This window comes from Actinomadura rugatobispora (assembly GCF_055379765.1).
Map to the genome: position 1 here is coordinate 12,163,608 of NZ_AP029191.1, position 24,195 is coordinate 12,187,802.

Genomic DNA, 24,195 nt, shown 5'->3' on the forward strand with positions numbered 1-24,195 from the left:
CGCGGCTCAGCCTGCGGGGGGCACCGCGATGGTCTTGACCTCGAGGAAGTCCTCCAGGCCCTCGGTGCCCCACTCGCGGCCGAGACCGCTCTGCTTGTAGCCGCCGAACGGGGACTCCACGTCGAACCACTGGGCGCCGTTGACGCTGACGGTCCCGGTCCGGAAGCGGCGGGCCATGGCCATCGCCCGGTCCTGGTCGACGCTGAACACGGCCGCCGACAGGCCGTACATCGTGCCGTCGGCGATCCGCAGCGCGTCCTCCTCGTCGTCGAACGGCAGGACCACCAGCGCCGGGCCGAAGATCTCGTCCTGGGCGACGGGGGCCTTGGGGTCCACGTCGGTGATCAGCGTGGGCTCGACGAAGTAGCCGCGCTCGAAGCGGTCGGTCGGCTTGCCGCCGAGGACGACGCGGCCGTCCCGCGCGGCCAGCTCGTAGTAGCGCAGCACCTTGTCGCGCTGCGCGGCGTTGATGACCGGCCCCATGACGTTCTCCGGGTCGGTCGGGTCGCCCCACTTCACCTGCTCCATGGCCCCCTTGGCCATGTCGACCACGTCGTCCAGGCGGGCGCGCGGCACCAGCATCCGGGTCAGCTGGGTGCAGCCCTGCCCGGAGTGGATGCACACCGCGCCGGCCAGCGCCGGGACGACGAGCTCCAGGAGCGGGTCGTCCAGGAACACCGCGGCGGACTTGCCGCCCAGCTCCAGCGTGACCCGCTTGATCGTGTCGGCGGCGGCGCCCATCACCTTGCGCCCCGTGGCCGTCGAGCCGGTGAGGGTGACCGCGTCGATGTCGGCGTGCGTGGCCAGCAGCTGGGCGACACCGTTGTCGCTGGTGGTGACGACGTTCAGGACGCCGGCGGGGATGTCGGTGTGCTCGGCGGCCAGCGCGCCGAGCGCCAGCGAGCTCCACGGGGTGTCGGGCGCGGGCTTCAGGACGACCGTGCAGCCCGCGGCCAGCGCGGCGCCGACCTTGCAGATGCCGAGGTAGAGCGGGTAGTTCCAGGGTGTGATGGCCCCGACCACACCGGCCGCCTCACGCCGGATGATCCGGTCGGCGGGCCTGCCCATGACGGACTTGGTGGGCAGCGTGTGCTCCCACTCGTAGGTGTCCAGCAGCCCGATGTAGTGGTCGAGGTAGCCGATCGACTCCTCGATCGCGACCCCCGGCGTCTGGCTCACCGGGCAGCCGGTCTCGGCCACGTACCCCGACCGCAGGGTCTCGACCTCGGCGCGCAGCGCGTCGCGCAGCTGGACCAGGCAGCGGCGGCGCAGCTCGACGTCGGTCGACCAGCCGGTGGTGTCGAAGGCGCGCCGGGCGGCGCCGATCGCGCGTTCCAGGTCCGCGGCGTCGGCCTCCGGCACCGCGCCGAGCACTTCTTCCGTCGCCGGATTCACGTTGTCGAAGGTGCGGCCGCGGCCGGCCGCCACCAGCTCGCCGTCGACGAGCATCCGGTCACCGAGCGTGGTCATCATCGACTCCCGTTCGTTGGGGGTGGGGACGTACCGGCCCCTCGGGGCGGAGCCGGGCGGGCACGGGCGGGTTCATCGGGGGTGGCCCAGGGATTCCAGCGCGGCGTCCGCCGCCGCGAGCACGGTGCCGGCCTTGGCGTCGCCACCGCCGTCGGCGAGCGCGACCACCAGCCGGACGTCCTTGCGCAGCAGCGGACCGGCGTACTCCGCCAGGGGCGTCAGGGTGAAGTCCGGCGGTCCCAGCACGGACGCCGAGAAGCTCCCGCCGGATCCGTGCGCCAGCACCTGGGAGAGCTGGGCGCGGTCCACGCCGAGCCGGGCGGCCAGCGCGAACCCGCTCTCGGCCACGCCCAGGTTCGCCGCCATCATCAGGTTGTTGATCAGCTTGGCGCTCTGCCCGGCGCCGACCTCCCCCAGGTGCAGGACGGGGTCGCCGTAGCTCTCGAACACCGGCCTGGCGCGCTCGACCGCGCCGGCGTCGCCGGCGGCCATGACGAGCAGCTTCCCCTGCTCGGCGGAGTGCCCCCCGCCGCTGACCGGCGCGTCGACGAAGGCGACGTCCCGGGCCGCGGCCAGGTCGGCGAGCCTGCGGCAGGTGTCGGGGTGGACGGTGCTGTGCACGGCGATCAGCCCGCCGGGTTCGATGCCCGCCAGGAGGCCGTCCGGTCCGGACACCACCTCCTCGACCCCCGCGTCGTCGACCACGCACACGCACGCGATGTCGCTGGCCGCGGCCAGCTCCGCCGCGGAGCCCGCGACGGCGGCGCCGGTGTCGGCGAAGGCCGCGAGCGTCTCGGGGCGGCGCGCCCACAGCGTGGTCGGGAAGCCGGCCGCCGCGATGCGGCGGGCCATGGGGCCGCCCTGGCTGCCGAGGCCGATGAACCCGACGCGCGGGGTCGCGGGCGCGCTCACGTGACCGCCCCCGCGATCTTGAGGTTGATCAGCTCCTCGTCGCCGATGCCCAGTTCCCGCAGGATCTCGTCGGTGTGCTCGGCGAACAGCGGGCCGCGGGTCAGCTCGGGCGCCTCACGGTTGAACTGCACCGGGGTGCCCACCAGCTCGCGGGTCACGCCCTCGGCGTCCACCACCTCCGCGATCTGGCCGATCGCCCGCAGCGACCGGTCGTGGCCCAGCTCGTAGGTGTTCTGGACGACCGACCACTGCCCCTCCATGTCCTCGAAGGCGGCGACCCACTCGTCCTTGGTGCGGCTCGCGATGATCTCCGCGACGATGTCGCTGACCGCGGCGGCGTTGGCCATCAGCTTCTGCGCGGAGTCGAACCGCTCGTCGGTGGCGAGTTCGGGGCGGCCCGCCTTCTCGCAGAACTCCGGCCAGTACCGCCCCGGCTGCAGCATCGACAGGGACAGCCACCGGCCGTCGGAGGTCTCGTACACGCCCGTGAGCGGGTTGCTGGCCCGCGTGGCCAGCCGGTTCATCTTCGGCAGCGGACCGCCGGCCATCAGGGCCAGGTTCACGTTCATCTGGGTCGCCCAGGCCCCGACGCCCACCAGGGAGATGTCCACCGTGGCCGCGCCGTGCCCCTGCGCCCGGGCGAACAGGGCCGCCGAGATCCCGGCCGCGATCGTCATCCCGCCGATGTTGTCGCCGTAGGCGCCCACCGGCTGCTGGGTCAGGAACTCCGCCTCGGGCGGCGTGGCCGAGTCGGCGCTGCCGCCGCGCGCCCAGAAGGCCGTGCTGTCGTACCCGCCCTTGTCGGCCTCCGGGCCGCTGTGCCCGAAGCCCGTCCCGGCCGCGTAGATGATGTCGGGGTTGACCGCGCGGACGTCGTCGACCTCGATGCCCAGCTTGGCCCGGGCGCTGGGCAGGAAGTTGGTCAGGAACACGTCGCTGGTACGGATCAGCTCGTGCAGGACCCGCTTGGCCTCCGGCTTCTCCAGGGCCAGCCCGATACTGCGCTTACCGCGGTTGGGACCGTCCATCATCGGCGAGAACGTCGACCCCTCCGACCCGACGTTCTGGCTGAACACCTTGACGATGCCGCGCTGCGCGTCCCCCTTCTCCGCATGCTCGACCTTGATGACATCGGCGCCCCAGTCCGCCAGGACGGCACCGGCGGACGGCACGTAGGTGAACTGGGCGACCTCGAGGACCCGGACACCTTCCATCGGCTTGAACACAGTTGCGTGACCTCGGCTTCCTGACGGGGTGGCAGTGATCTTTCATGCGGAGACGGAGTCGTCCTGCCGGAGGCCCGCGACGAGATCGCGTCGCAGCACCTTGCCGGTGGCCGTGGTGGGGAACTGGTCGACGAAGGTCACCGAGTCGGGGGTCTTGGAGCCGCGCAGCCGCTCCCGCACCCAGGTCCGCAGGTCGCCGGGCTCGACCGCCGCTCCGGGGCGGACGACGACGAACGCCGCGATCCGCTGCCCCCATTCGGCGTCCGGCACGCCCGCGACCACGGAGTCCAGGACCGCCGGGTGGCCGTTGAGCACGTCCTCGATCTCGGCGGGCGCGATGTTCTCGCCGCCCCTGATGATGGTGTCGTCGGCCCGGCCGCGGACGAACAGGTAGCCGTGCTCGTCGAGGTAGCCGAGGTCCCGGGTGGGGAACCAGCCGTCGGGGCGCAGCATGCTCCCGGCCTCCAGGTACTCCCCGGCGACCTGGGGGCCGCGCACCACGATGTCGCCGACCAGGTAGGCCGGGCACGGGCGGCCGTCCCCGTCGTGCACCTCGATCTCGACCGACGGCAGGGCGCGGCCCACGGAGCCGAGCCGGGTGCGCACCGCCGGGTCGGAGCTCGCGGCGGCCTCCCGGTGGTCCTCGGGCCCCAGCACGGCGATGGACGAGGCGGTCTCGGTCAGCCCGTAGGCGTTGACGAAGCCGGTGTGGGGGAACCGCCGGAGCGCCTCCTCGATCACCTCGGGGGCGACCTTCGCACCCCCGTAGGACAGGGACTTCAGGCAGGCGGGCCCGCGCGTCCCCCGGGCCTGGAGCTCGGCCACGATGCGGGCGAGCATCGTCGGGACCACCATCGCGTGGGTGACCCCCTGGCGCTCCACGGTGTCCAGCCACTCCCCCGCGTCGAACCGCGGCATGTAGACGATCCGCCGTCCGCTGTAGAGGTTCGACAGGGCGTTGGCCACCGCCGCGATGTGGTACGGCGGGACGCTGACGAGGGTGGCGTCGGTGTCCGGCACCGAGGCGAACTCGACCGACCCGAACAGGTACGCCGTCAGGTGCTCGTGGCGCAGCACGGCGCTCTTCGGCGTGGAGACGGTGCCGCTCGTCATGAGCAGCGCCGCGACGGAGCCGGGCGGGGTCGTGACCGCCGCGGACGAGTCCGTCCCGGCCGCGGGCAGCGCCAGGAACTCCGCGGTGCCGACGGTCGCCGCGCCCGGCACGCGCTCCGGCGTGTCGGTCACGACGAGCGGGGACTCCTGGCGGGCCATCACCTCGCCGAGCTGCCGCTCCCCCAGCCGGTAGTTGAGGGGCAGGAACGGCACGCCCGCGAAGGCGGCGGCGAACAGCGCGACGGGGAACTCCGGTCCGTTGGGCCCCAGGTACACCAGCCTGCGCGCACCGGCCGCGGTGACGTGCCCGGCCCCCGCCAGCGCCCGGGCGCGCAGGTCCGCGCCGGTGAGGCCGGTGGCGCGGTCCCCGACGAGGACGCGGCCGGCCATGCCGTCGGCGACCATGTCGAGGATCATCGCGAGGTTCATCAGCTCTCCAACCGTCGTCGCGGTCCGCCGGCGTCCGTCAGCGTCCGCGCTTGACCTCTTTGAAGGGGACGTCCCGGTCGAGGGCCGGCTCGCGGGGCATGCCCAGCAGCCGCTCGCTGATGATGTTGCGGGAGATCTCGGTGGTGCCGCCGCCCAGGCTCGCGCTCTGCCGCATGAGGTAGCCGATGGACACCCGGCCGCCGATCCCCAGGTCGGCGCCCGTGCCGGTGGCCGCGTTCGCCCCCGCGATCTTGAGCGCGATGTCCTCCCTGAGCTGGGAGGTCTCGGCGTGCAGGAGGCGCAGCATGGACGAGCCGGCCGGCGGGAGCGCCCCGCTGCCCAGCGCCCGCGACACGCGCTCCACCATCTGCTCGTGCACGGCCGTCATGACCAGCGCCTCGCCGACCAGCTCGCGCACCGCCGGGTCGTCCGACCTGCCCAGCGCCCGCGCCACGTCGATCGGCGGCACGCGGGGCATGGTCGGGGGGAGCCCCCGGCCGCTGACGTAGGGCGAGCCGCCGCCCACCGCGTTGCGCTCGTGGAACATCTGCCGGGACGCGACCTCCCAGCCGCCGCCGACCTCGCCGACGACGGCCGAGGCCGGCAGCACGACGTCGTCGAAGTACTCCTCGCAGAACTCCCGGGAGCCGTTCACCATCCGGATCCGGTTCACCGTCACGCCCGGCGCCTTCGTCGGCACGAGGAACATCGTCAGCCCGCGGTGCTTGGACACCTCCCAGTCGGTGCGGGCCAGGCACAGCCCCCAGTCGGCCGCGTACGCGGAGGTGCTCCAGGTCTTCGCCCCGTTGAGGATCCAGCGGTCGCCGTCGCGCTCGGCCCGGGTGATCACCCCGGCGAGGTCGGAGCCGCCGCGGGGCTCGGACAGGAACTGGCAGAGCGCCTCGTCCCCGCGGATCGCCGCGCTGATCCGCTCGCGCTTCTGCTCCTCGGTGCCCACGTCGAGCAGCGTCGCGGCGCAGATGCTGAACGTGGGCGTGTTGAGCAGCAGCGGCATCTCGTAGCCCCTGCACTCCTCGGTGAACGCCTGCTGGTGCGCGGGCGACAGGCCGAGGCCCCCGTACTCCTTCGGGAAGCAGATGCCGGCGAAGCCCCCGGCGTACAGCTTCTTCTGGAGTTCGCGGGCGCGGTGCCACTCCTTGATGTCGTCATCGGCCGGCGGGGACACGTGGCCGTCCCAGCGCGGCATGTTCTCCGCCAGCCACGTCCGGGCCCGGGCGCGGAAGGACTCGACGCTCTCGGTGGTGTTCTCGGTCATCGCGGGTCGTTCCCTTCGGCCGGTCGGGCGGAGGCGAGGTCGGCCAGGCGGAGGCGGTGGTCGCGCGGGGTCCCGTAGAGGGACTGGTCCAGGACGGCGCGCCGCAGGTACAGGTGGAGATCGTGCTCCCAGGTCACCCCGATGCCGCCGTGCAGCTGCACGCAGTCCTGCAGGATGACCGGGGCCCGATCCCCCACGTACGCCTTGGCCACGCTGACCAGCCGGGGGGCGTCCGGCGCCGCCGCCTGCACGGCTCCGGCCGCCGCCTGCGTCGTCGCGTGGCAGGCCTCGATCCAGGTGCGCATGTCGGCGAAGCGGTGCTTGAGGGCCTGGTAGGACGCCAGCGGCCGGCCGAAGGAGTACCGATCGAAGGCCCACCGCGTGGTGAGGTCGAAGATCCGGTCCAGGCCGCCGCAGAGTTCCGCGCACTGCACGACGATGGCGATCTGGAGCTGGCGCTCCACGGTCCGCAGGTCTCCCGGCACGCCCACCAGCGCGTCCTCGCCGACCTGGACGCCCTCGAAGCGGACCTCGCCGAAGGCGCGGGACAGGTCCAGGGACCACTGCGGGGTGACGGTCACGCCGGGCGCGGAGGCGGGGACCAGGAACTGGGCGGTGCCCTGCGCGGTGGCGGCGGTGACCAGGAACAGGTCGGACTGCGCGGCGTCCTCGACGCGGTCCTTGACGCCGTCGAGGACGAAGCCGCCGCCGGCGGGCGTCGCGGTGAGGCCCGGGGGCTCGGCCGTCCATTCCCCGCCGGGCTCGTAGACCGCCCAGCTCGCGACGGTCTCACCGGCGACGAGCGACTCGATCTCGGCGGAGTGGTCGGGGCCGGTGCCGTGCGCGTGGACGAGGCCGGCAAGCACGGCGTTGACCGGCAGCAGGGGCCCGGGGGCGACTCCCGCGCCAAGTTCCTCGGCGATGAGGGCCAGGTCGCGCACGCCTTCTCCGGAGACGCTGCCGCCGCCCAGTTCCTCCGGCACGACGGTCGCCGCCCAGCCCAGCTCGGCGCCCTTGCGCCACCAGTCACGGCTCCAGCGGAGCTCGCCGTCCTCCAGGCCGCGGATGCGGTCGAGCGAGCACTCCTTCTCGCGGAGCCCTCGCGCGGACTTCTGCAAGAGCTTCTGATCCGGCGAAAGAGCCAGCTCCATCGGGGACTTCCCCTCACATCCGGGCGGGATCGGCGGCCGGGCGCCGACCACGGGGCGCTGCGGCGACCCGGCGCCGTTCGAGACGCATCTCACTGAAGCGGATATTCAGATACATGTCAATATATCTAAATGTTTTCCCGGTGAGCTAAATTCATGGTCGGCGAACACTGGAACCGTGGTGGAGTGCAGAGGAGAGGGCGTCATGTCCCGCGAACCCGTTACCGCGACAGAGGTCTTCAAGGCGCTGGGCGACCCGATCCGGTGGAACATCGTCCAGCAGGTGGCTCAGCAGGACGAGTTCCCCTGCAGCGTCCTGGAGGACACGCTGCCCATCTCCAAGCCGACCATCTCCTACCACACCAAGATCCTGACCCAGGCCGGGCTGATCGAGGTGCACAAGCGGGGCCGCAACTACTTCTACTCGCTGCGCCAGGACGTCCTGCGCGAGGTGCTCGGCGAGCTGTGGGCCCTGGCGCCCGCGCCCGGACTCGCCGAGGGCGGCCGCCGCGACGGCGAGGACCGGCCCCCGCCCGCGACCGCGCCGGGCGACTCCGCTCCCGGCACCGCCCTCGTGACCTGGTAGCTCCCCTCCTCGATCTTCCCGATCTCGCGCCGCGTCCGGCATGGGCTCACCTGCCTGTCGGAGGACTGGACCTGGCCATGGGGGCGTCAGATCACCGATCGCAGCTCGGCCCCGGAGCGCCGCGCCGTCTCGAGGGCGGCGCCGCGTCCGGCCCGGTGTCCGGCGGCCGGATCGGCGGCGCGCCCGCCCACGGCCGAGTAGAGGCCGGGCACGGGGAGGCCGGCTCCCATCAGGACGGCTCCGGTCGCGGCGTCGAAACCCAGCTCGGCCTGGCGTGAGGCCGCCGCGGCGCCCGCCTCCCGCGCCGCGCACCAGGTGCGGACGGCCAGTTCCGGACTGGGCCGGGCCGTCGGCGGCGGTCCGTCCGCGTCACCGCTCGCGCGCGCCGCGCTCCACACGGCGGGCCCGACGAACTCCCAGTGGCGCGGGTCCAGGGCGAGCACGACCGAGGAGCAGCCGACCTCGCCGACGATCGTCTCCGCGAGCCGAGCCGTGGCGGCGCCGCCGTCGGACGGCGGCGCCGCGTACCCGACACCGCACACCCGCCCGGCGTCCATCATCAGCTCGTGCACGTGGCAGCGCGGGTGGACGGCGACCCCGGCCGCGAGCGCGGCACGCTGGAGGCCGGACCGCAGTGCCCGGCGGGACCGGGCGGAACGTGAGAGGGCGAGTGGCCGCGCCGTCGGCACGCCCCGGTCAAGGACGGTGACGCGGGCTCCGGCCCGTGCCGCCGCCAGGGCCGCCGCGGCGCCGGCCACGCCGAATCCGACGACCACCACGTCCGCGTTCCTCGGGAGCGGCATCGGGGCCTCCTCGCCAGCGCGGCCCCGGAACAGGTGTCCGCGGGGCGGTCCTCCGTCGGCACGGCTCACACTACGAGCGGGTGGTGACACGTGTCAACGACGAGTTCAGGCAGGCTCCGCCGCGCTGCGGCGCGGTCGTCCTACGTCGTCTCGCCCTGGTAGATCCGGTAGCCGTCGGTCAGGCCGGGCGGTTCCGGCCGGGACGCCGCCCCGCCGTACGCCCGGGCCAGGTCGTACCGGAAGAAGCCCACGATGGCCGGGAGGTCGCCCGCGACCGTCGTCAGCCGGGGCGAGACCACCTGCCCGACCTCGGTGCGCTCGACGCCGATGACGGCGACGTCGCCGGGCACCTCCAGGCCGAGCCCCTTGGCGGCGAAGACCAGGGCCAGGGCGACCTCGTCGTTGTAGCAGGCGATCCCCACCGGACGCCCGCGGAGCGAGACCAGGCGCTCCAGCGCCTTCCGGGCGGCCGCGGCCTCGATGGGCACGTGGAGGTGCGCCGGCGGCGCCAGGCCCGCCTCCGCGCAGAACGCGGCGACGGCCTCCGCGCGCCCGGGCCCGTACGGGTCGTCGCGCCGGTCGCCGGTGAACGCGTAGGCGATCTCGGTGCGGCCCCGCGCGTGCAGGTGCCCGGCCTGCAGGCGCCCGATGAACAGGTTGGGGTCGCCGGACCGGTACCGCGGCAGGACCAGGCAGCCGGCCGCGCGCAGCGCCTCCATGTCGTCCTCGGACAGCCCGCCCAGGTTGACCACCCCGGCGGGGCGCAGCGTCTCGATCATGTGGTGCAGCCGGTCCGGCGCCTTCCGTCCCGCCCTGACCCCCGCGAAGTGCACGACCACGGTGAAGCCGAGCTCCTCGATGTCGGCCGACAGCGCCTCGATGACCTCCTGGACGCGGGTGACGGTCGCGTGCGGCACGGCCAGGACGATGAAGTCGCCGCGTCCCCTGACCAGTGCCCGGCCCGCCGTGGAGCGGACGTAGCCGAGGGCCGCGGCGGCGCCGCGCACCCGCTCGACCGTCTCGGCGCTGAACCGCTCGACCTGGCCGTTGAGCACATGGCTCACGGTGGCCCGGGAGACCCCCGCGAGACGGGCCACGTCGACGCTGGTCGCGGGGCGCCGGGACGGCGGCTTCCCGTTCTCCGGCTGCCCGGACACGTCGTCTCCCGAGAGGTCGCGGACGGCGGCATGAGGACGATACATGATATATAGACGTATATAAAACTTTCACATCAGGAGCGGCGATGACGGAGGAGCGTACGCACGCCGGGCGGCGCGCGCTGGTGACCGGCGCCGGTCAGGGCATCGGGCGCGGCATCGCGCTGGAGCTCGCGCGCCGCGGCGCCGGAGTCGTCGTCAACGACCTCGCCCCCGAGCGCGCCGCCGCGGTGGCGGACGAGATCACCGCGGCCGGCGGGGACGCGGCGCCGGCCCCGTTCGACGTCACCGACTGGAGCGCGGTCGAGCAGGCCGCGAAGACGGCGGGCCCGGTCGACATCCTGGTCAACAACGCCGGCAACGCCGGCCGGGTGGCCGCGCTGGGCCGGGAGGACTTCGCGCCGTTCGCCGAGACCTCCCCCGCCGACTGGGCGCCCTTCCTCGGCGTCAACCTCTACGGCGTCATGCACGCCGTGCGGGCCTTCCTCCCCGCCATGATCGACCGATCCTGGGGACGGGTGATCACCGTCATCTCCGACGCGGGCCGGGTGGGCGAGCCGACGATGGCGGCCTACTCGGCGGCCAAGGCGGGCGCGGCCGGGTTCAGCCGGGCGGTCGCCCGGGAGGTCGGCCGGCACGGCGTCACCGTCAACTGCGTGTCCCTCGGGACGATCATGCCCGAGGGCGCCGAGGACGATCCCCGCCTCGCCCGCAACCTCGGCCGGTACGTCATCAAGCGGTTCGGACGGCCCGACGACGCGGCCGCGATGGTGGCCTTCCTCTCCGGCCCGGACGCGGGCTGGGTGACCGGGCAGACCTACCCCGTCAACGGGGGCTACTCCTTCTCGTCCTGACCACGGTCCGCCCGGAGCCCGGAGCCCGGAGGCGGCGGCCCGCGGGCGGCCGGGCTACGCCGCCGGCGGCGGGACGCGCGATTCCGTGAGCCGGTGGACGGTGCGCTCGATGATGGGCAGCAGGGCGGTGATCGGCATCTCGCGGTCGCGGAACTGGCTGAGCAGCCCGGAGACGACGTGGTAGAGGATCTCGCTGACGTCCCTGGCGTACACGGGGTCGGTGTCCTTCAGCAGCTGGTGGATGGCCGGCTGGAAGGCGTGCTTCCCGAAGGTGACGAGCCGGTCGCCGCCCGGGCCCCGCCGCGCGATGTCGACGGCCATGAGCAGCCGGGGGTGGCGTTCCCAGGGCGCGAAGATCTGCCGGAACATCCGCATGAGCCCCTCGTCGATCGGCTCGCCGGGAATCGGCTCGATCGCCTCCACCGGGGCCTTGACGTTCTCCTGCATCCACTGCTGCAGCGCCGTCACGATCATCTCGTCGCGGTTGCCGAAGCTCTCGTAGATGGTCCGGGTCGACACGTGCGCGCGCGCCGCGACCTCGCGGATCCGGACGGACTCGTAACCCTCCTCCTCGAGAAGCTCGGTCACCACCTGGAGCACCGCCTGCTCGCTCCGAGTCTGGGCCGTCAAACCCACTGCACTCCCACCTCCACCGGGTGCCGCCTACGCCAATGCCCGGGAAAACCGCGTCGCCCTGCCTCCGTCCCAGCCCCAGTACTGTAGCGGCGCGCCCGCCGGGTCCGGGCCGGTCAGAAGTCGGTCCCGCCGTCGATGTTGACCAGCGCCCCGGTGAGGTAGCCCGCGCGGGGCGAGAGCAGGAACGCGATCAGCTCGCCGACCTCCGACGGCCGGCCGGGGCGTCCCAGCGCGACGTCCAGATGCCACTCCTCGGCCATCACCCGTTCGAGCACGCCCTCCGGCGGGACCCCGCGCTCGGCGGCGATCCTGGCGCGCAGCCCCTGCAGCGCCGCCGTCTCGATCGCCCCGGGGCACACGCAGTTCGCGCGGACCCCGTCGGCGCCGTACGCCTTGGCGATGCCCTTGGTGAACGTGGCGACGCCGCTCTTGAGCGAGGCGTAGGGCAGCCGGGCGATCTCGGGCGCGCGGATGCTGTAGGCCGCGGTCGTGACGACGGTGCCCCCGCCGCGCCGGAGGAACGGCAGGGCGCTCTGGACGCTGCGCACGGTGCCCAAAAGCACGTCGCGGAAGACCTCCTCCCACCGTGCGTCGGCGACCTCGATCGGCTCGTGCCCCAGCAGTCCCGTGGTCACGGCGATGCCGTCCAGCCCGCCGAACCCCTCCGCCGCTGCCGCGACGGCGCGTTCCGCCTCGCCCTCCCGGCCGACGTCGGCGGTGACGGCGACGGCCTGGGCCGCACCGGCGTGCTCCAGCTCCGCCACCGCGGCCTCCGCCCGCTCCCGGCCGCGGGCGACGATCGCGACGCGGGCGCCCTCCTCCGCGAGCTGCCGGGCGGCCGCGAGGCCGATGCCCGCGCTGCCGCCGACCACGACGAACGCCCTGCCCTCCAGCAACAGATCCATGACGGCCCCCTACGACGGGGCTCCGCCGGGCGAGTCGCGGCGCGCCGGCATGACGGAGGGCGCGGCGCGCCAGTCCGGGACGCCGTCCTCGGGACGGGCGACGGGGAAGCGGTCCTCGTGCGCCACCGACCAGTGCGCGTGGTTGAGCTCGTGGAGCGTGAAGGTGGAGTTCAGCGCGTTGGCGAAGCCCATGTTGTCGACGGTCTGGTTGACCGACTCCTTGATCATCAGGGCCGTCATCGTCGGCAGCGAGGCGATGCGGCGGGCGAACTCCAGCGTCCGGTCGCCCAGCTCGTCCGGCGGGAAGATCTTGCTGACCATGCCGAGGCGGTGCGCCTCGTCGGCGTCGATGGAGTCGCCGGTGAGCATCAGCTCCTTGGTCTTGCGCGGCCCGAACTCCCAGGGGTGCGCGAAGTACTCCATGCCGCACATGCCCAGGCGCTGGCCGACCACGTCGGCGAACACGGTGTCGTCGGCGGCCACGATGAGGTCGCACGCCCACATCAGCATCAGGCCGGCGGAGAACACGTTGCCGTGCACCTGCGCGATCGTGATCTTGCGCAGGTCGCGCCAGCGCCGGGTGTTCTGGAAGAAGTAGTGCCACTCCTGCAGGTACAGCCGCTCGACGCCCTCCCGCGTGCCGCCGTTGGTCCTCCAGGTGACGTGCTGCTCCGGGCCCGGCACCTGCTCGGCGATGGCCTGCTTGGAGCCGACGTCGTGGCCGGAGGAGAACATGGGCCCCATCCCGCCCAGGATCACCACGCGGACCTTGTCGTCGGCCTCGGCGGCCAGGAACGCGTCGTTCAACTCGACGAGCAGGCCGCGGTTCTGCGCGTTCCGCTGCTTCGGCCGGTCCAGCATGATGCGGACGATCGCACCGTCGTCCAGCGCCTCGGTGCTGATGAACTCGTACTCTGCCATCCGGACTCCATGCGTTTCACCGGCCCGGTCGCGCGGACGCGCCGCCCGGGCCCGGTAGGGGTGGACGCCGTGCCGGCGGCAGTGGAGGCGCCGAGGGCACGGTCATGAACCAGGTGCTGCGGCGGCCCCGCCCCGCGGGGAAAGCGGGCCGGGCCCGCCACACCGGAGGGACCGGCACGGCGGGCGCGGCCCGCGCGGGACGCGGGCGCCCGGATCAGGCGGGGGCCAGCGCGCCCTTGGCGGGGTCGACCCCCATGATCGAGGCCAGGTTGCCGCCCATGATCTTGGCCTGGTCCTCCTTCGACAGGGACTTCAGCTCGTCGACGAAGGTGACCGGGTCGAACAGCCCCTCCGGGTGCGGGTAGTCCGAGCCGAAGATGACCCGGTCCGCGCCGATCACCTCGACGAGGCCGAGCACGTCCTCCTCGTGGAACGGGTGGATGTAGATCGAGCGCCGCAGGGCCACCAGCGGGTCCTCGGGGAAGATCTCCGGCGACCGGGCGTAGACCTTCTTGAGGTTCTGGACCAGCGGCCTGGCCCAGGCGCTGCCGTTCTCCACCGGCACGAACCGGATGTCGGGGAAGCGGGTGGCGAGCCCGTGGCCGATGATCGAGTAGACGACGTCCTTGATGGACCGGTACTCGGCGCTCACCAGCGCGGAGAAGGGCGAGGGCGCCGCCTTGAACGGCGTGTACTCGCCGGACCGGCCCTCCCACTCGTTGAGGTAGCGCACGAAGCCGTCGTCGGAGGCGTGCAGCCCGACCACGACGCCCGAGTCCTGCACGACCTTCCAGAACCGGTCGTACTCGGGGAGGGCGAACGAGCGCCGCTGCCCCCGGTAGTCGGGCACCGGGGCCGGGCGGATCAGGATGGCGCGGGCGCCGCGCTCGAGCACCCACTCCAGCTCGCGGATCGCCTCGTCGACGATCGGCAGCGTGATCACCGGGGTGGGGAAGATCCGGTCCTCGTAGTTGAAGGTCCAGTGCTCGTGCATCCACCGGTTCAGCGCGGTCACGATGGCGTGCGTGGCGCGCGGGTCGTCGGCGAGCCGCTCCTCCAGCAGGCTGGCGAGCGTCGGCCACATCATCGCGCGGTCGATGCTCAGCTCGTTCATGAGCTCGAGCCGGTCGGCGGGGTTGAAGAACGCCGGGGGCGACTCGATGTACTTCGGCGGCGGGGCCATCTCCTTGTCCCCGGGCCTGACCTGCGTCTTCGAGGAGGGGTTCTTGAGCCTGAACTCCAGCTCCTGCGCTCCGGGGGGCGCGACCTTGTTGAAGGTGGGGTTCGGGATGTACTCGCTGATCGTGTTCTTGAGCGCGATCTTCGTACGACCGTTGACCTGGACGTACTTCACGAGCCCCGAGTATTCCTCCGGCAGGTACTTCGTGAACGCGTCCGTGGTCTCGTACATGTGGTTGTCCGCGTCGAACACGGGAAATTCAAGTCGTCGGGACACCGCGACCTCCAGGCGTGTGGTAACCACGTTGTTCAGCGCCGCCCCGCACCTCGGTACGGCGTGTCGCCGATCGGGGTAACGTCGTCACCGACCGGATATACGCCGACCGGGACAGCCTGCGGTACGGGCTTGCAAGGAGTGATGGTAACAGGGTTTTCCAGTTTGGGGAAGGGGCTTCTCGCTGTCCTGGAGGCGGTACCGGGGCGACCATTCGGCGGCATCCCCAAATGCGGCCGCGGAGCGCCGCGCGGTGGCGGCGATCTTGACCGGTTACTTTGGACGGCATTACCGTAAGCCCTTCGGTAAGCAACCCGACAATGCCCGTACGGCCGCCGCCGGCACGTCGCCGCCTCGCCGGCGCCGTCCCCGCCCGAAGCGGCGGGGGCGCGGATCCGGCCGAGATACGGAACGCGGGGCCGCGGCAGGCGGCCCGTGGAGGTGTGGTTCGATGCTGCGCGACATCCGAGAGTTGAAGGACGACCCCGCGGCGTACGCGAACGAGTTGCGGCGCCGCTGGACCGGGCTGCTGAGCTACCGCTACATCGGCCGCAACCACGGCTCGATGAACACCGGGCCCGTCGACAACACCGTGACGCTCCGCCGCGACATGCGCAACGCCGCGGGCGGGCTCCTGGTCGCGCCGCTGTCGATCAGCGCCCCCGAGGGCGGCGTGGGCTCGGACCTGGAGACCGTCCCGAACCCGGTCGTCCACTCCTGCCAGATCCTCGACGGCGCGCGCGACGTGCGGCGCATCGAGGTGGTGGAGTCGGAGGTGCTCCACTCGGGCACGCGGATGGGCTACAGCCGGTCCAAGATCGTGGATGCCGACGACCACGGGCGGGTGATCGCCTTCGTCGAGGGCCAGGGCGTGCGGATCGGCACCGTGCCCGAGGGGCTCCAGAAGATGGAGGAGGACCGGCTGGAGATCGTCGACTCCCCCGACCTGCCGCCCCTGTGGGAGGCGTTCGGCGCCTCCCGCCGCGACGACGGCCACTGGGTGCTGCCCGAGCTCGCCGTGGAACTCGCCTCGCCCGACGCCGCCCTGCACATCGGGCCCCAGCACGTCCTGCTCGAGACCGCGGCGATCGACCTGGCCGCCGGACTGGCCGGCACCGACCTGCTCCAGATGCAGACCTGGCACGTCATGTTCCTGGCCCGCGGCAAGACCGGCCCCTTCCGCGTCGACGGGGAGGCCGCGCACGGTACCGCCGGAAAGGTCGGCGTCCGGCTGACCCTCCACGACGAGGGCCGGGACGACCGCACGGTGACCTCGGCCTCCGCGGTGTTCCAGACCGTCACCCCGGCGGGCGACCCGGCTTGATCACGGCCTGATCGGGCTCCTCGGCCCCTTCCGACGTCCCGCCCCTCCCGGTGGGACGGCCCCGGCCGGAGGCACGGCGCGCCTCCGGCCGGGCCACCTCCGGGCCACCTCCGGGCCACCTCCGGGCCACCTCCGGGCCACCTCCGGGCCACCTCCGGGCTACCCCGTCGCCCTGCGCGAGCGATCGGCGTGCTCCGCTCGCGCCGCACCGGGCCGCGGCGCCGCCCGCCCTCGCCGCGCGGGCGCGTCCTCCGGGCTGCCCTCGCGCGGCAGCGCCTCCAGGCCGCCGATCAGGCGCCGCATCCCGAAATCGAAGTCCTCGTCGGTCATCCCGGCGAGCGGGTGGGCGGCGACGGGGCCGCCGGGGGAACCGGGCGGCGCGGGACCGTCCGGCCCGGCCATGCGGTCATGAATGATCATGCCGCGCGTGTACACGGACGCGGCCCGGTAGGCCCGCCGCGCGTCCTCCGCGGTGAAGCCGGCGTCGACCAGCCTGCCGACCACGGCCTCCTCGATCTCCGCGACGCGGCGCAGCGACTCGGGGCTGTAGGCCGAGGCGCGCATCAGCAGCAGGTCGGACAGGACCCGGTCCTCCCTGTGCAGCCCGCGCTGCGCGTGGAAGTGGCCGGAGAGGGTCTCCTGCCAGGTGCCGCCGGCGTTCACGGCGGGCATCCCGTCCGCGTAGGCCGCGACGGCGGCGTCGGCCATCGTGTCGAGCAGGTCGTCCTTCTTGCGGAAGTACCAGTAGATGCTGGTGACCCCGACATCGAGGTGCGCGGCGAGGGTGGGCATGCTCAGCCGGTCCAGCGACACGCGGCGGGCGACCTCGAAGGCTCCGGCGACGATGTCGTCCGCGTTGATCGAGCCCCGCCGGCGCCGCCGGCGGGCGGGCTTCGACGCGGCCGGCTCGGACACTGGCACGTCCTCCAGGCAACGTCTCAAAGGCTTGCGCAGATCATACCGGACGGCTCTCCGCCCAGGCCCGCGCGGGGCCCGCGACAAGGCGGGCCGCGCTGACCCGCCCCCTCGATCCGATCGGGAACACGGCGTTACCAGAAAGGCTCCGGCTCTGCCTGAGAAGGCCCTTCCGATAGACGTAAAACGTTGTTACCATCGGCGGACGGCCATTGAACTCGAAACGCTCTGAAACCTGGCGATCCCCGGGGCCGTTCCACCGGCCGCGACCGGGCGACAACTCCGCGTTCGATGGCGGCGCATGCCATTTCACCACGACATCGGACGCCCGGCGTTCGACGACGCTCCGGAGGTAGCGCATGCCGGCTGCTCGTGAAGCACGGGACTGGGCACGGGGCGGAGGGCTGCACGGAATCGGCGACTCGCTGTACACGCCGTTCAGCGGGCCCGACGGCGACGACATCGACTACGACGCCTACCGCCGCCTCGTCCGCCACTGCGCGGCGGACCTGCGGCACGCGATGCTGTGGCTCGGCAGCGGTGTGGGCGAATGGTGGTCGCTCACGATGGACGAACGGAAGAAGCTCGTCGAGACGGCGATCGCCGAGGTGCGCGAGCTCGGCACGGACACGGTGGTCCAGGTCTGCACGCAGGCGACCTCGCCCAAGGACGCCCTCGAACTCACCCTCCACGCGCAGCGGGCCGGAGCCGACATCTGCTATCTGCAGACGCCGCCCATGGAACTGCACGGCGGCGAAGGCACCCTGCGGTTCTTCCAGTACATCGCCGACAGGACCGACATCGCCTTGGGGATGTTCAACTCCCCGTCATCCGGATACGCGCTCACTCCGGAGGAGATCGCGCGCGTCGCCGAGGAAATACCCGCGGTCTGCGCCATCAAGGAAGGCGTGTGCGAGCCCTGGCGCAGCAAGGCGATCCACACGCTGGCGCCGGAGCTGGTGGTCTGGGAATGCGACCTGATCGTCTACCGCGCCGGCTGGCTGCAGGCGGGCATCGTGGGCCCCGCGCAACTGGGCACCACCGGCTACCTCTTCGAAACGCCGGACGACCGGCGGTACACCGAGTTCTGGACGCTCATCTGGGAAGGGAAACTCGCCGACGCCATCCGGCACGCGCGGGAATCCCTGCTCGACCAGCTTTCGGACGAGCTGGGATCGTGGTTCGTCTCCTACCCGGGCCGCCCCGACTACTTCACCCACTGGGGAGAGGCCTTCCGGTACGCCGCGTCGGTGATGGGCCTCCCCATGGGCGACCATCCCCACTCCCGCCCGCCCCAGGCGATCCTTCCCGAGGAGGCCAAGGCACAGATCAGGCAGGCCTACGAGCGGGCAGGGCTCGCCGCCGTGGAGCCCGCGACGGCGTGAGCGCGGCCCGGCGGCACCTCTCGCATCGGCACGTGGTCGCACCGGAGAACCCATGGACGTGCAGGTCTTGGAAGAACTGCTGCCCCGCGGGGACGGCTCGTACCAGCGGCTGCTCATCCACCTTCCGGAGCGCCCCAGGGACGACGTGCCCGGCGTCCTGTGGCTGCCCGGCGTCCGCTCCGCCGCGCGGCTCCCGGAGCGGGACGGCGCGATCGTCCGGCAGCTGATCGGTGCCGGCGACTGCGTGGTCGTGGTGCCCGACTGCCGCGCCGGCGGCTCCGGGACGTGCGCGACGGCCCTCCGCGACGGCCATCGCGCCCTGCTGTGGCTCAGGGACAACGCGCGCTGGTTCGGGGCCAGGACGGATCAGATCGCGGTCGGCGGGACCGGCCGCGCCGGGGCCCTCACCGCGGCGCTGACCGTCCACGCGCGTGAGAGGGGCGAGGTCGGCGTCGCCTTCCAGATGCCGCTGCGCCCGGAGCCCGCCCCGGCGGTTCGGACATCGCGAGCGGACGACGGGCGGAGGGCGCCGCGGCTGCGCCTGGTCCCTCCCCCGGCCGAGGACGCCGCGCTCCTGCCCCCGGCGGCCGGGAGCGGCGGCTTCCGCGGTCTCCCGCCGACGCTCACCTATTCCGGTCGCCTCGATCCCGGCCTGGACGAGACGCGCCGCTACGCCGGAGAGCTGAGATCGGCCGGCGTGCCGGTGCGGTTCGAGGTCCTGCCGGACGGCGGCCGGGACGCCGATCCGGACCTGGAAGGGCGGGCGGCCGGCCTCCGGCTGGAGTGGTTCCGGCACGCGGTCAGGGCCTACTTCGGCTGAGCGCCCCGGAAGGCCCGGCTCCGCGTCTCAGGCCACCTCGGCGCGAATCGGGAGGTGCTTGAGCCCGCCGACGAACAGCGTCTTGATCAGCTCCGCGTCGCCGGCCGGCTCGATGTGGCGCAGCCGGGGCAGCAGTTCCTCGAAGAACGCCCGCGCCTCCATCCTGGCCAGGTGGGCTCCCAGGCAGTAGTGCGCGCCCTGCCCGAAGGCCAGGTGCGGGTTGTGGTCGCGGCCGATGTCGAAGCGGTCGGGCTCGTTGAAGACGTCCTCGTCGCGGTTGGCGCTCGGGTACAGGAGCAGCACCGCCTCGCCCTCGGGTATCGGCTCGCCGCGGATCTCGGTGTCGGCGGTGGCGGTGCGCATGAAGGACTTCACCGGGGTCGTCCACCGGATCATCTCCTCGACCGCGAGCGGCACCAGCGAGGGGTCGGCGCGCAGCCGGTCGAGCTGGCCGGGGTGCTCGATCAGCGCGTGCAGGCCGCCGGCGATGGTGGAGGAGGTCGTGTCGTGCCCCGCCGTCGCCAGGATGCCGAAGTAGCCCAGGAGGTCGAAGAGCTCGAGGCGCTCGCCGTTCACCTCGCCGTGCGCGAGCAGCGAGGCGATGTCGTCGGTGGGATGCGCCAGGCGGTCCTCGACGAGCTTGGAGAAGTAGTTGACGAACTCCATGAGCGCTTCGTTCGGGTCGTCGACCGCGGTGAGCGCCTGGTACTCGGGGTCCTCGGAGCCGAAGCTGCGCTGCGTCAGCTGCAGGATCATCCCGCGATCGGACTCGGGGACGCCGAGCATCGAGCAGATGACCGTCAGCGGGTACTGCATCGAGATCTCGGGGACGAAGTCGTACGGCCCGGAGCGCTCGGCCATCGCGTCGACCGCCGCCTTCGCCAGGCCGCGCACCTGCTCCTCGAAGGCCCGCAGCCGGCGGGGGCGGAACCAGTCCGCCACCAGCGCGCGGAACGCCGTGTGGTCGGGCGGGTCCATGCTCACGAGCGTGCGCACCGGCTCGGGGTCGGCGTCGGCCCGCACGAGCCTGTGCCGGGGGGCGGCGGCGAACAGCTCGCTCTGCCGCTCGACGGCGTGGACGTCCTCGTGTTTGGTGAGCGCGTAGAACGGCTCGAACCCCGGCGGCTCCATCCTGCGTACCGGGGTGTGGCGGCGCAGCACCGCACAGGCGCGCTCGAAGCGGCCGTCGGCGTAGGCGGAGGGGTCGACCAGCGCCATCGCCGCTTCCTGGGCGGACATCGCCCGTCCGTCTTCCAGATCGTTCGGGTGCACCCGCCAAAGCTACTGGATACATCTAGATATATTCAACGACGGGCAAACCTTAGTATTTCAAGGTTTTTCCGGCTTTGCCGCGCTTTCCAGAGCGGCGGCGCGCAGCTCGTTCTTGAGGATCTTGCCCATGGGGTTGCGGGGGAGCCGGTCGACGACGACGAGCCGCTCGGGGGTCTTGAAGCGCGCGAGGCCCTCGGCGAGGCAGTGCCGGGACAGGCCGGCGAGGGTCACCTCGGGCCCGCCCGGCCGGGCCACCACCACGGCGCAGACCCGCTCGCCCGTCCGGGCGTCCGGCACGCCGACCACCGCGGCGTCGGCGACGTCCGGGTGGGTCAGCAGCGCGTTCTCCACGTCGAGCGCGGAGATGTTCTCGGCGTTGCGGATGATGACGTCCTTGAGCCGGCCGGTGATGCTGATCCGGCCGTCGCCGTGCACCTCGCCCAGGTCGCCGGTCCGGAACCAGCCGTCCTCGTCGAACGCCTCGGCGTCGAGCGAGGCGTCGACGTAACCGAGGAAGCACTGCGGGCCCTTGAGCCGCAGTTCCCCGTCGACGATCCGGACGCGCACGCCCTCGGTGGGGCGGCCGACGGTCGACCCGAGGCGGGGGTCGTCGGGCGTCTCGCTGGAGGCGACGGGGAACTCGGTGAGCCCCCAGGCGCCGATGACCCCGGGCACGCCGAGCACCTCGGCGACCTCCCGGTTGACCGGCTCGGGGACCGCGGCGCCGCCGGAGATGCAGACGCGCACGTCGGGAAAGAGCGGCCCAGGACCGCCGTGGCGGCGCTGCGCGGCGATGTAGGCATGGAAGAACGGCGTCGCCGATCCCAGGATGGTGGGCCGGTGGGCGGCCATCCGCTCGGGCGTGGTCGCCGGGTCGAAGGACTCGAACATCACCATCCGCCCGCCCGCGATCAGCACCGAGCCAAGCGTGGAGACGCCGCCGATGTGCGCGAACGGCCACGCGGCCGGGCTGACGTCGGCGGGACCCTTGTGGTGCCGCTCGATCACGTTGCGCGCCGCCTGGAGCACCGACGCGTCGGTGTGCCGGGCGCCCTTGGCGTCGGCGGTCGTCCCGGAGGTGTAGTAGATCCAGCGGCACCGCGGCTCGCCGGCCGCCGTCGCGGGCGGCAGGGCGCCGGGGTCCCCGGCGGGCAGCCGGATGCCCGGCCCCGGCGTCCCCTCCAGGTCCAGGACGAGGGCCTGAGGACCGAGCGCACGGGCCATCTCGCCGTGCGCGAAGCCCCGCCAGGTCTCCGGCACCACCAGGAGCCTCGGGCCGACCTGGTCGACGATGAACCCGACCTCCCGCTCGCGCAGCACCGGGATGAGCGGGTTCTGCGTGACGCCCAGCCGGGCGCAGGCGGCCATCAGGACGGGGGCCTCGAGGATCGTGGGCAGCTGCCACGAGAGGGCGTCGCCCGGCCGGACGCCCAGGTCCAGCAGCCCGGCGGCGGCGCGCTCGGCCGCGTCCCGGAACGCGGCCGTCGTGAGCGACCGCCCGTGGTCGTCGGCCAGCACGATGTCGTCCGGGCGGGCGCGCGCCGCCGCCTCCACCAGGCCCCACAGGCTCACCGAGCCGGGACCGCCGCTGAACTCGGTCACCCGTCGGAGTGTAGACGAGTCACCGAAAATATCTAGAGGTTTCCGGTCAGGCTTCCGGGCGGCACACGACGCTCGCGTGGGCGACCACGGCGTCCCCGGCGCCGGCGTCGGTGAGCATGACGCTCACGAACGCCCGGTCGCCGCGCACGGCGAGCACGTCGGCGGTCGCCGCCAGCGGCCCGGCCGCCACCCGGCCGAGGTAGCGGATGTCGAGATCGACGGCGGCGTGCGGGCCCAGCGGCGAGAGCACCCACTCGGCCGCCAGTTCCGCGACGGTCGCCTGCGCGCCGCCCTGGACGGTCGCGCCCGGGCCGTTGGAGATCTCCTCGGTCCGCTCGACCAGCACGGTCCGCTCGTCGGGGTAGGACGGCAGGAACCAGTCGTCGAACGACGCCTCCCGCCGGGCCGGTCCGCGCGGCGGCGATCCGGTGCCCCCGTACGACCGGTTGATGAACGTGGCGACCGACCGTGCGAGCAGCGTCCCCTCGTGCCGCATCAGGACCTCGCCGACGAACAGCCGGCGCCCGGCCTTCAGCGGGCGGCACTCCAGGTCGACCCGGCCGCGCGCGGGAGCCGGCCGCAGGAGCTGGAGGTTCAGGTCGACGGTCGGGACCACCGGGCCGGTCGGGCGCAGCCCGGCGACGATGTCGGCCATGGCGACGAGCGCGCCGAGGCGCGGCCGCTCGGTGCCCTTGGCCCAGGTGGCCGGGCCGAGGTGCGCGGTGGCGCGGGCGGTCTCGCCGTCCGGGGGCAGCATCCGCATGTCGAGCACGGTGAGGAAGGAGTCGGAGCGGGTGCCGTCGGCGGCCGGGCCGCGCGTGCCGAGGTCGGTCATGGCGTCAGGTCGTCCTCCGTGCCGGGTCGGGGTCCGCCGCGGCGAGCAGGGCCCCCACGTCCTCGAGCGAGCGCAGGATGTCGTTCAGATGCGTGCAGGTGCTCGTCCCGGTGAACTCCCGGGACACGTGGCGGCGGACGCCGGTGAGCGGCGTACCGGCCAGCCGGGCGGCGCTGGCCGCCGCGGCCGGGCACTCGGAGGCGGGCAGCGTGCCGGGCTCGGCCTCGCTGGACAGGACCTCGAGCGTCGCCGGGTCCACCCTCGCCCGGACCGCGTACTCGTGCACGACGGTCTCGGCGCCGCCGACGCCGACGTAGCTGTCGCGGAAGGCGCAGTCCACCACGCCGACGCCGTTCTCCGTCCACACGTCGACGCGCCGCCGCCGGCGCATCCCGTGGACCGGGAGGGCATCGAACTCGTGCCAGCCCAGCCGGTCGCCCGTGCCGTCCGCCGGGACGGGCGGCCCGAACCGCACGGGCCGCGGCCGCCCGCTCGTCAGGGAGGTCAGCAGCGTGCCGCCGGTGGCCCAGCCCGCGCACAGGTCCGCCCGCTCCGCGGGGGCGGACAGCCGCGGCGGAGCGATGCCGGCGCCCTTGTTCGCGTAACCGCTGATGACCATCGCGCCGGCCAGGTCGTCGAGCAACTGGTGGCGCACCCGGCCGGAGCCCACGGCGTCCGGCACCGCCGCGGCCACGGCCCGGCGGTACCCGGCGGCGATCCGCGTCCCGGCGAGGCCCTGGAGTCCCGGGTGGGGCGGGTCGGCGTGGATCTCGCGGATCTCCCGGCCCGGCATCTCGACGAGGACGCCGATCCGGGCGGCGTCGAGCACCGTGCCCTCCCCGTCCGCGCCGGTGCGCAGGTCGCGACCGCGCGCGTCGACGGCGACCGGGCCGGGCACGCCCTCCGGCCTGAGCAGGTCGTGCGTCGTCGTGCGGCGCACCGAACCCGGCCTGCGCGGCGGGTCGAACACGGCGGGGAAGCGCGCCGCCGGCGGTGCCGGATCGGTGTCGGGTGGCATGGGTGCGATCAACTCCCCCAGCGAAAAGCTATCCATTTATTACCAAAATATATAGATATTATAGGCATCCAGCGGACGGCCGGACGGCGGGGCCTCCCCTCAGCCCCCGGAGGGACCGAGCGCGAACCCGGCTCG

The 24,195-nt window shown here is 73.2% G+C and carries 22 protein-coding genes; 5 read left to right on the forward strand and 17 right to left on the reverse strand.

What is annotated here, in order from left to right:
* Positions 1–6: 6 nt before the first annotated feature.
* The 6 genes from ACZ466_RS54615 to ACZ466_RS54640 all read right to left on the reverse strand — a co-directional run bounded on the left by ACZ466_RS54615 (position 7) and on the right by ACZ466_RS54640 (position 7,577).
* Entirely contained in the window at positions 7–1,473 is a 1,467-nt protein-coding gene (locus tag ACZ466_RS54615; RefSeq protein ID WP_464042492.1) for an aldehyde dehydrogenase family protein, read from the reverse strand.
* A 69-nt stretch (positions 1,474–1,542) separates the two neighbouring features.
* The gene (locus tag ACZ466_RS54620; RefSeq protein ID WP_378281968.1) at positions 1,543–2,382 is read right to left on the reverse strand and encodes an NAD(P)-dependent oxidoreductase; all 840 of its coding nucleotides are present in this window, start codon (positions 2,380–2,382) and stop codon (positions 1,543–1,545) included.
* The gene (locus ACZ466_RS54625; RefSeq protein WP_378281967.1) at positions 2,379–3,596 is read right to left on the reverse strand and encodes a CaiB/BaiF CoA transferase family protein; all 1,218 of its coding nucleotides are present in this window, start codon (positions 3,594–3,596) and stop codon (positions 2,379–2,381) included. The genes ACZ466_RS54620 and ACZ466_RS54625 overlap by 4 nt, the downstream gene beginning before the upstream one ends.
* A 54-nt stretch (positions 3,597–3,650) precedes the next feature.
* Entirely contained in the window at positions 3,651–5,150 is a 1,500-nt protein-coding gene (locus ACZ466_RS54630) for a class I adenylate-forming enzyme family protein (protein WP_378281966.1), read from the reverse strand.
* Positions 5,151–5,187: 37 nt separating this feature from the next.
* Positions 5,188–6,426: an acyl-CoA dehydrogenase family protein gene (locus tag ACZ466_RS54635; protein ID WP_378281965.1), complete on the reverse strand. Its 1,239-nt coding sequence runs from the start codon at positions 6,424–6,426 to the stop codon at positions 5,188–5,190.
* Positions 6,423–7,577, reverse strand: coding sequence for an acyl-CoA dehydrogenase family protein (locus ACZ466_RS54640; RefSeq protein WP_464042495.1), 1,155 nt, complete (start codon positions 7,575–7,577; stop codon positions 6,423–6,425). Before ACZ466_RS54640 ends, ACZ466_RS54635 begins: the two co-directional genes overlap by 4 nt.
* Before the next feature lie 202 nt (positions 7,578–7,779).
* On the opposite strand from ACZ466_RS54640, the gene ACZ466_RS54645 reads away from it, so the two are divergent.
* Complete coding sequence (locus ACZ466_RS54645; RefSeq protein WP_378281963.1) at positions 7,780–8,160, forward strand: ArsR/SmtB family transcription factor; 381 nt, start codon at positions 7,780–7,782, stop codon at positions 8,158–8,160.
* Between the two features lie 86 nt (positions 8,161–8,246).
* Here the strand turns inward: ACZ466_RS54645 and ACZ466_RS54650 are convergent, their stop codons facing one another.
* Positions 8,247–8,963 (reverse strand): FAD-binding protein, encoded by a 717-nt coding sequence (locus tag ACZ466_RS54650; RefSeq protein ID WP_378281962.1) that lies wholly within the window; start codon positions 8,961–8,963, stop codon positions 8,247–8,249.
* 140 nt (positions 8,964–9,103) lie between these two features.
* On the reverse strand, positions 9,104–10,165 hold the full coding sequence (locus ACZ466_RS54655; RefSeq protein WP_378281961.1) for a LacI family DNA-binding transcriptional regulator: 1,062 nt from the start codon (positions 10,163–10,165) through the stop codon (positions 9,104–9,106).
* A 41-nt stretch (positions 10,166–10,206) separates the two neighbouring features.
* On the opposite strand from ACZ466_RS54655, the gene ACZ466_RS54660 reads away from it, so the two are divergent.
* Positions 10,207–10,974 carry an SDR family NAD(P)-dependent oxidoreductase gene (locus ACZ466_RS54660; RefSeq protein ID WP_378281960.1) on the forward strand — a complete coding sequence of 256 codons (768 nt, stop codon included), beginning with the start codon at positions 10,207–10,209 and terminating at the stop codon, positions 10,972–10,974.
* Between the two features lie 54 nt (positions 10,975–11,028).
* Here the strand turns inward: ACZ466_RS54660 and ACZ466_RS54665 are convergent, their stop codons facing one another.
* From ACZ466_RS54665 to ACZ466_RS54680, 4 genes are all read right to left on the reverse strand, one after another.
* Positions 11,029–11,604, reverse strand: a complete 576-nt coding sequence (locus ACZ466_RS54665) for a TetR/AcrR family transcriptional regulator (protein ID WP_378281959.1) — start codon at positions 11,602–11,604, stop codon at positions 11,029–11,031.
* A gap of 119 nt (positions 11,605–11,723) precedes the next feature.
* Positions 11,724–12,515, reverse strand: a complete 792-nt coding sequence (locus ACZ466_RS54670; protein ID WP_378281958.1) for an SDR family NAD(P)-dependent oxidoreductase — start codon at positions 12,513–12,515, stop codon at positions 11,724–11,726.
* Between the two features lie 9 nt (positions 12,516–12,524).
* Complete coding sequence (locus ACZ466_RS54675; RefSeq protein ID WP_378281957.1) at positions 12,525–13,436, reverse strand: enoyl-CoA hydratase; 912 nt, start codon at positions 13,434–13,436, stop codon at positions 12,525–12,527.
* A gap of 214 nt (positions 13,437–13,650) precedes the next feature.
* Positions 13,651–14,847 (reverse strand): amidohydrolase family protein, encoded by a 1,197-nt coding sequence (locus tag ACZ466_RS54680; RefSeq protein ID WP_378281956.1) that lies wholly within the window; start codon positions 14,845–14,847, stop codon positions 13,651–13,653.
* A gap of 493 nt (positions 14,848–15,340) precedes the next feature.
* Here ACZ466_RS54680 and ACZ466_RS54685 point away from each other — a divergent pair, with 493 nt between their 5' ends.
* The gene (locus tag ACZ466_RS54685) at positions 15,341–16,213 is read left to right on the forward strand and encodes a hypothetical protein (protein ID WP_378281955.1); all 873 of its coding nucleotides are present in this window, start codon (positions 15,341–15,343) and stop codon (positions 16,211–16,213) included.
* A gap of 159 nt (positions 16,214–16,372) precedes the next feature.
* Here the strand turns inward: ACZ466_RS54685 and ACZ466_RS54690 are convergent, their stop codons facing one another.
* Positions 16,373–17,128, reverse strand: a complete 756-nt coding sequence (locus ACZ466_RS54690) for a TetR/AcrR family transcriptional regulator (protein ID WP_378281954.1) — start codon at positions 17,126–17,128, stop codon at positions 16,373–16,375.
* 359 nt (positions 17,129–17,487) lie between these two features.
* Here ACZ466_RS54690 and ACZ466_RS54695 point away from each other — a divergent pair, with 359 nt between their 5' ends.
* Together ACZ466_RS54695 and ACZ466_RS54700 are read left to right on the forward strand one after the other, a co-directional pair.
* Positions 17,488–18,513 carry a dihydrodipicolinate synthase family protein gene (locus ACZ466_RS54695; protein ID WP_378281953.1) on the forward strand — a complete coding sequence of 342 codons (1,026 nt, stop codon included), beginning with the start codon at positions 17,488–17,490 and terminating at the stop codon, positions 18,511–18,513.
* A gap of 52 nt (positions 18,514–18,565) precedes the next feature.
* Positions 18,566–19,333: an alpha/beta hydrolase gene (locus ACZ466_RS54700; protein WP_378281952.1), complete on the forward strand. Its 768-nt coding sequence runs from the start codon at positions 18,566–18,568 to the stop codon at positions 19,331–19,333.
* Positions 19,334–19,360: 27 nt separating this feature from the next.
* Here ACZ466_RS54700 and ACZ466_RS54705 read toward each other — a convergent pair whose 3' ends face one another.
* From ACZ466_RS54705 to ACZ466_RS54720, 4 genes are all read right to left on the reverse strand, one after another.
* Positions 19,361–20,572, reverse strand: a complete 1,212-nt coding sequence (locus ACZ466_RS54705; protein WP_378281951.1) for a cytochrome P450 — start codon at positions 20,570–20,572, stop codon at positions 19,361–19,363.
* A gap of 90 nt (positions 20,573–20,662) precedes the next feature.
* Positions 20,663–22,207, reverse strand: coding sequence for a class I adenylate-forming enzyme family protein (locus ACZ466_RS54710; RefSeq protein WP_378281950.1), 1,545 nt, complete (start codon positions 22,205–22,207; stop codon positions 20,663–20,665).
* A gap of 46 nt (positions 22,208–22,253) precedes the next feature.
* On the reverse strand, positions 22,254–23,042 hold the full coding sequence (locus tag ACZ466_RS54715) for a hotdog domain-containing protein (RefSeq protein ID WP_378281949.1): 789 nt from the start codon (positions 23,040–23,042) through the stop codon (positions 22,254–22,256).
* A gap of 4 nt (positions 23,043–23,046) precedes the next feature.
* Positions 23,047–24,060 (reverse strand): DUF2889 domain-containing protein, encoded by a 1,014-nt coding sequence (locus ACZ466_RS54720; protein ID WP_378281948.1) that lies wholly within the window; start codon positions 24,058–24,060, stop codon positions 23,047–23,049.
* Positions 24,061–24,195: the final 135 nt, after the last annotated feature.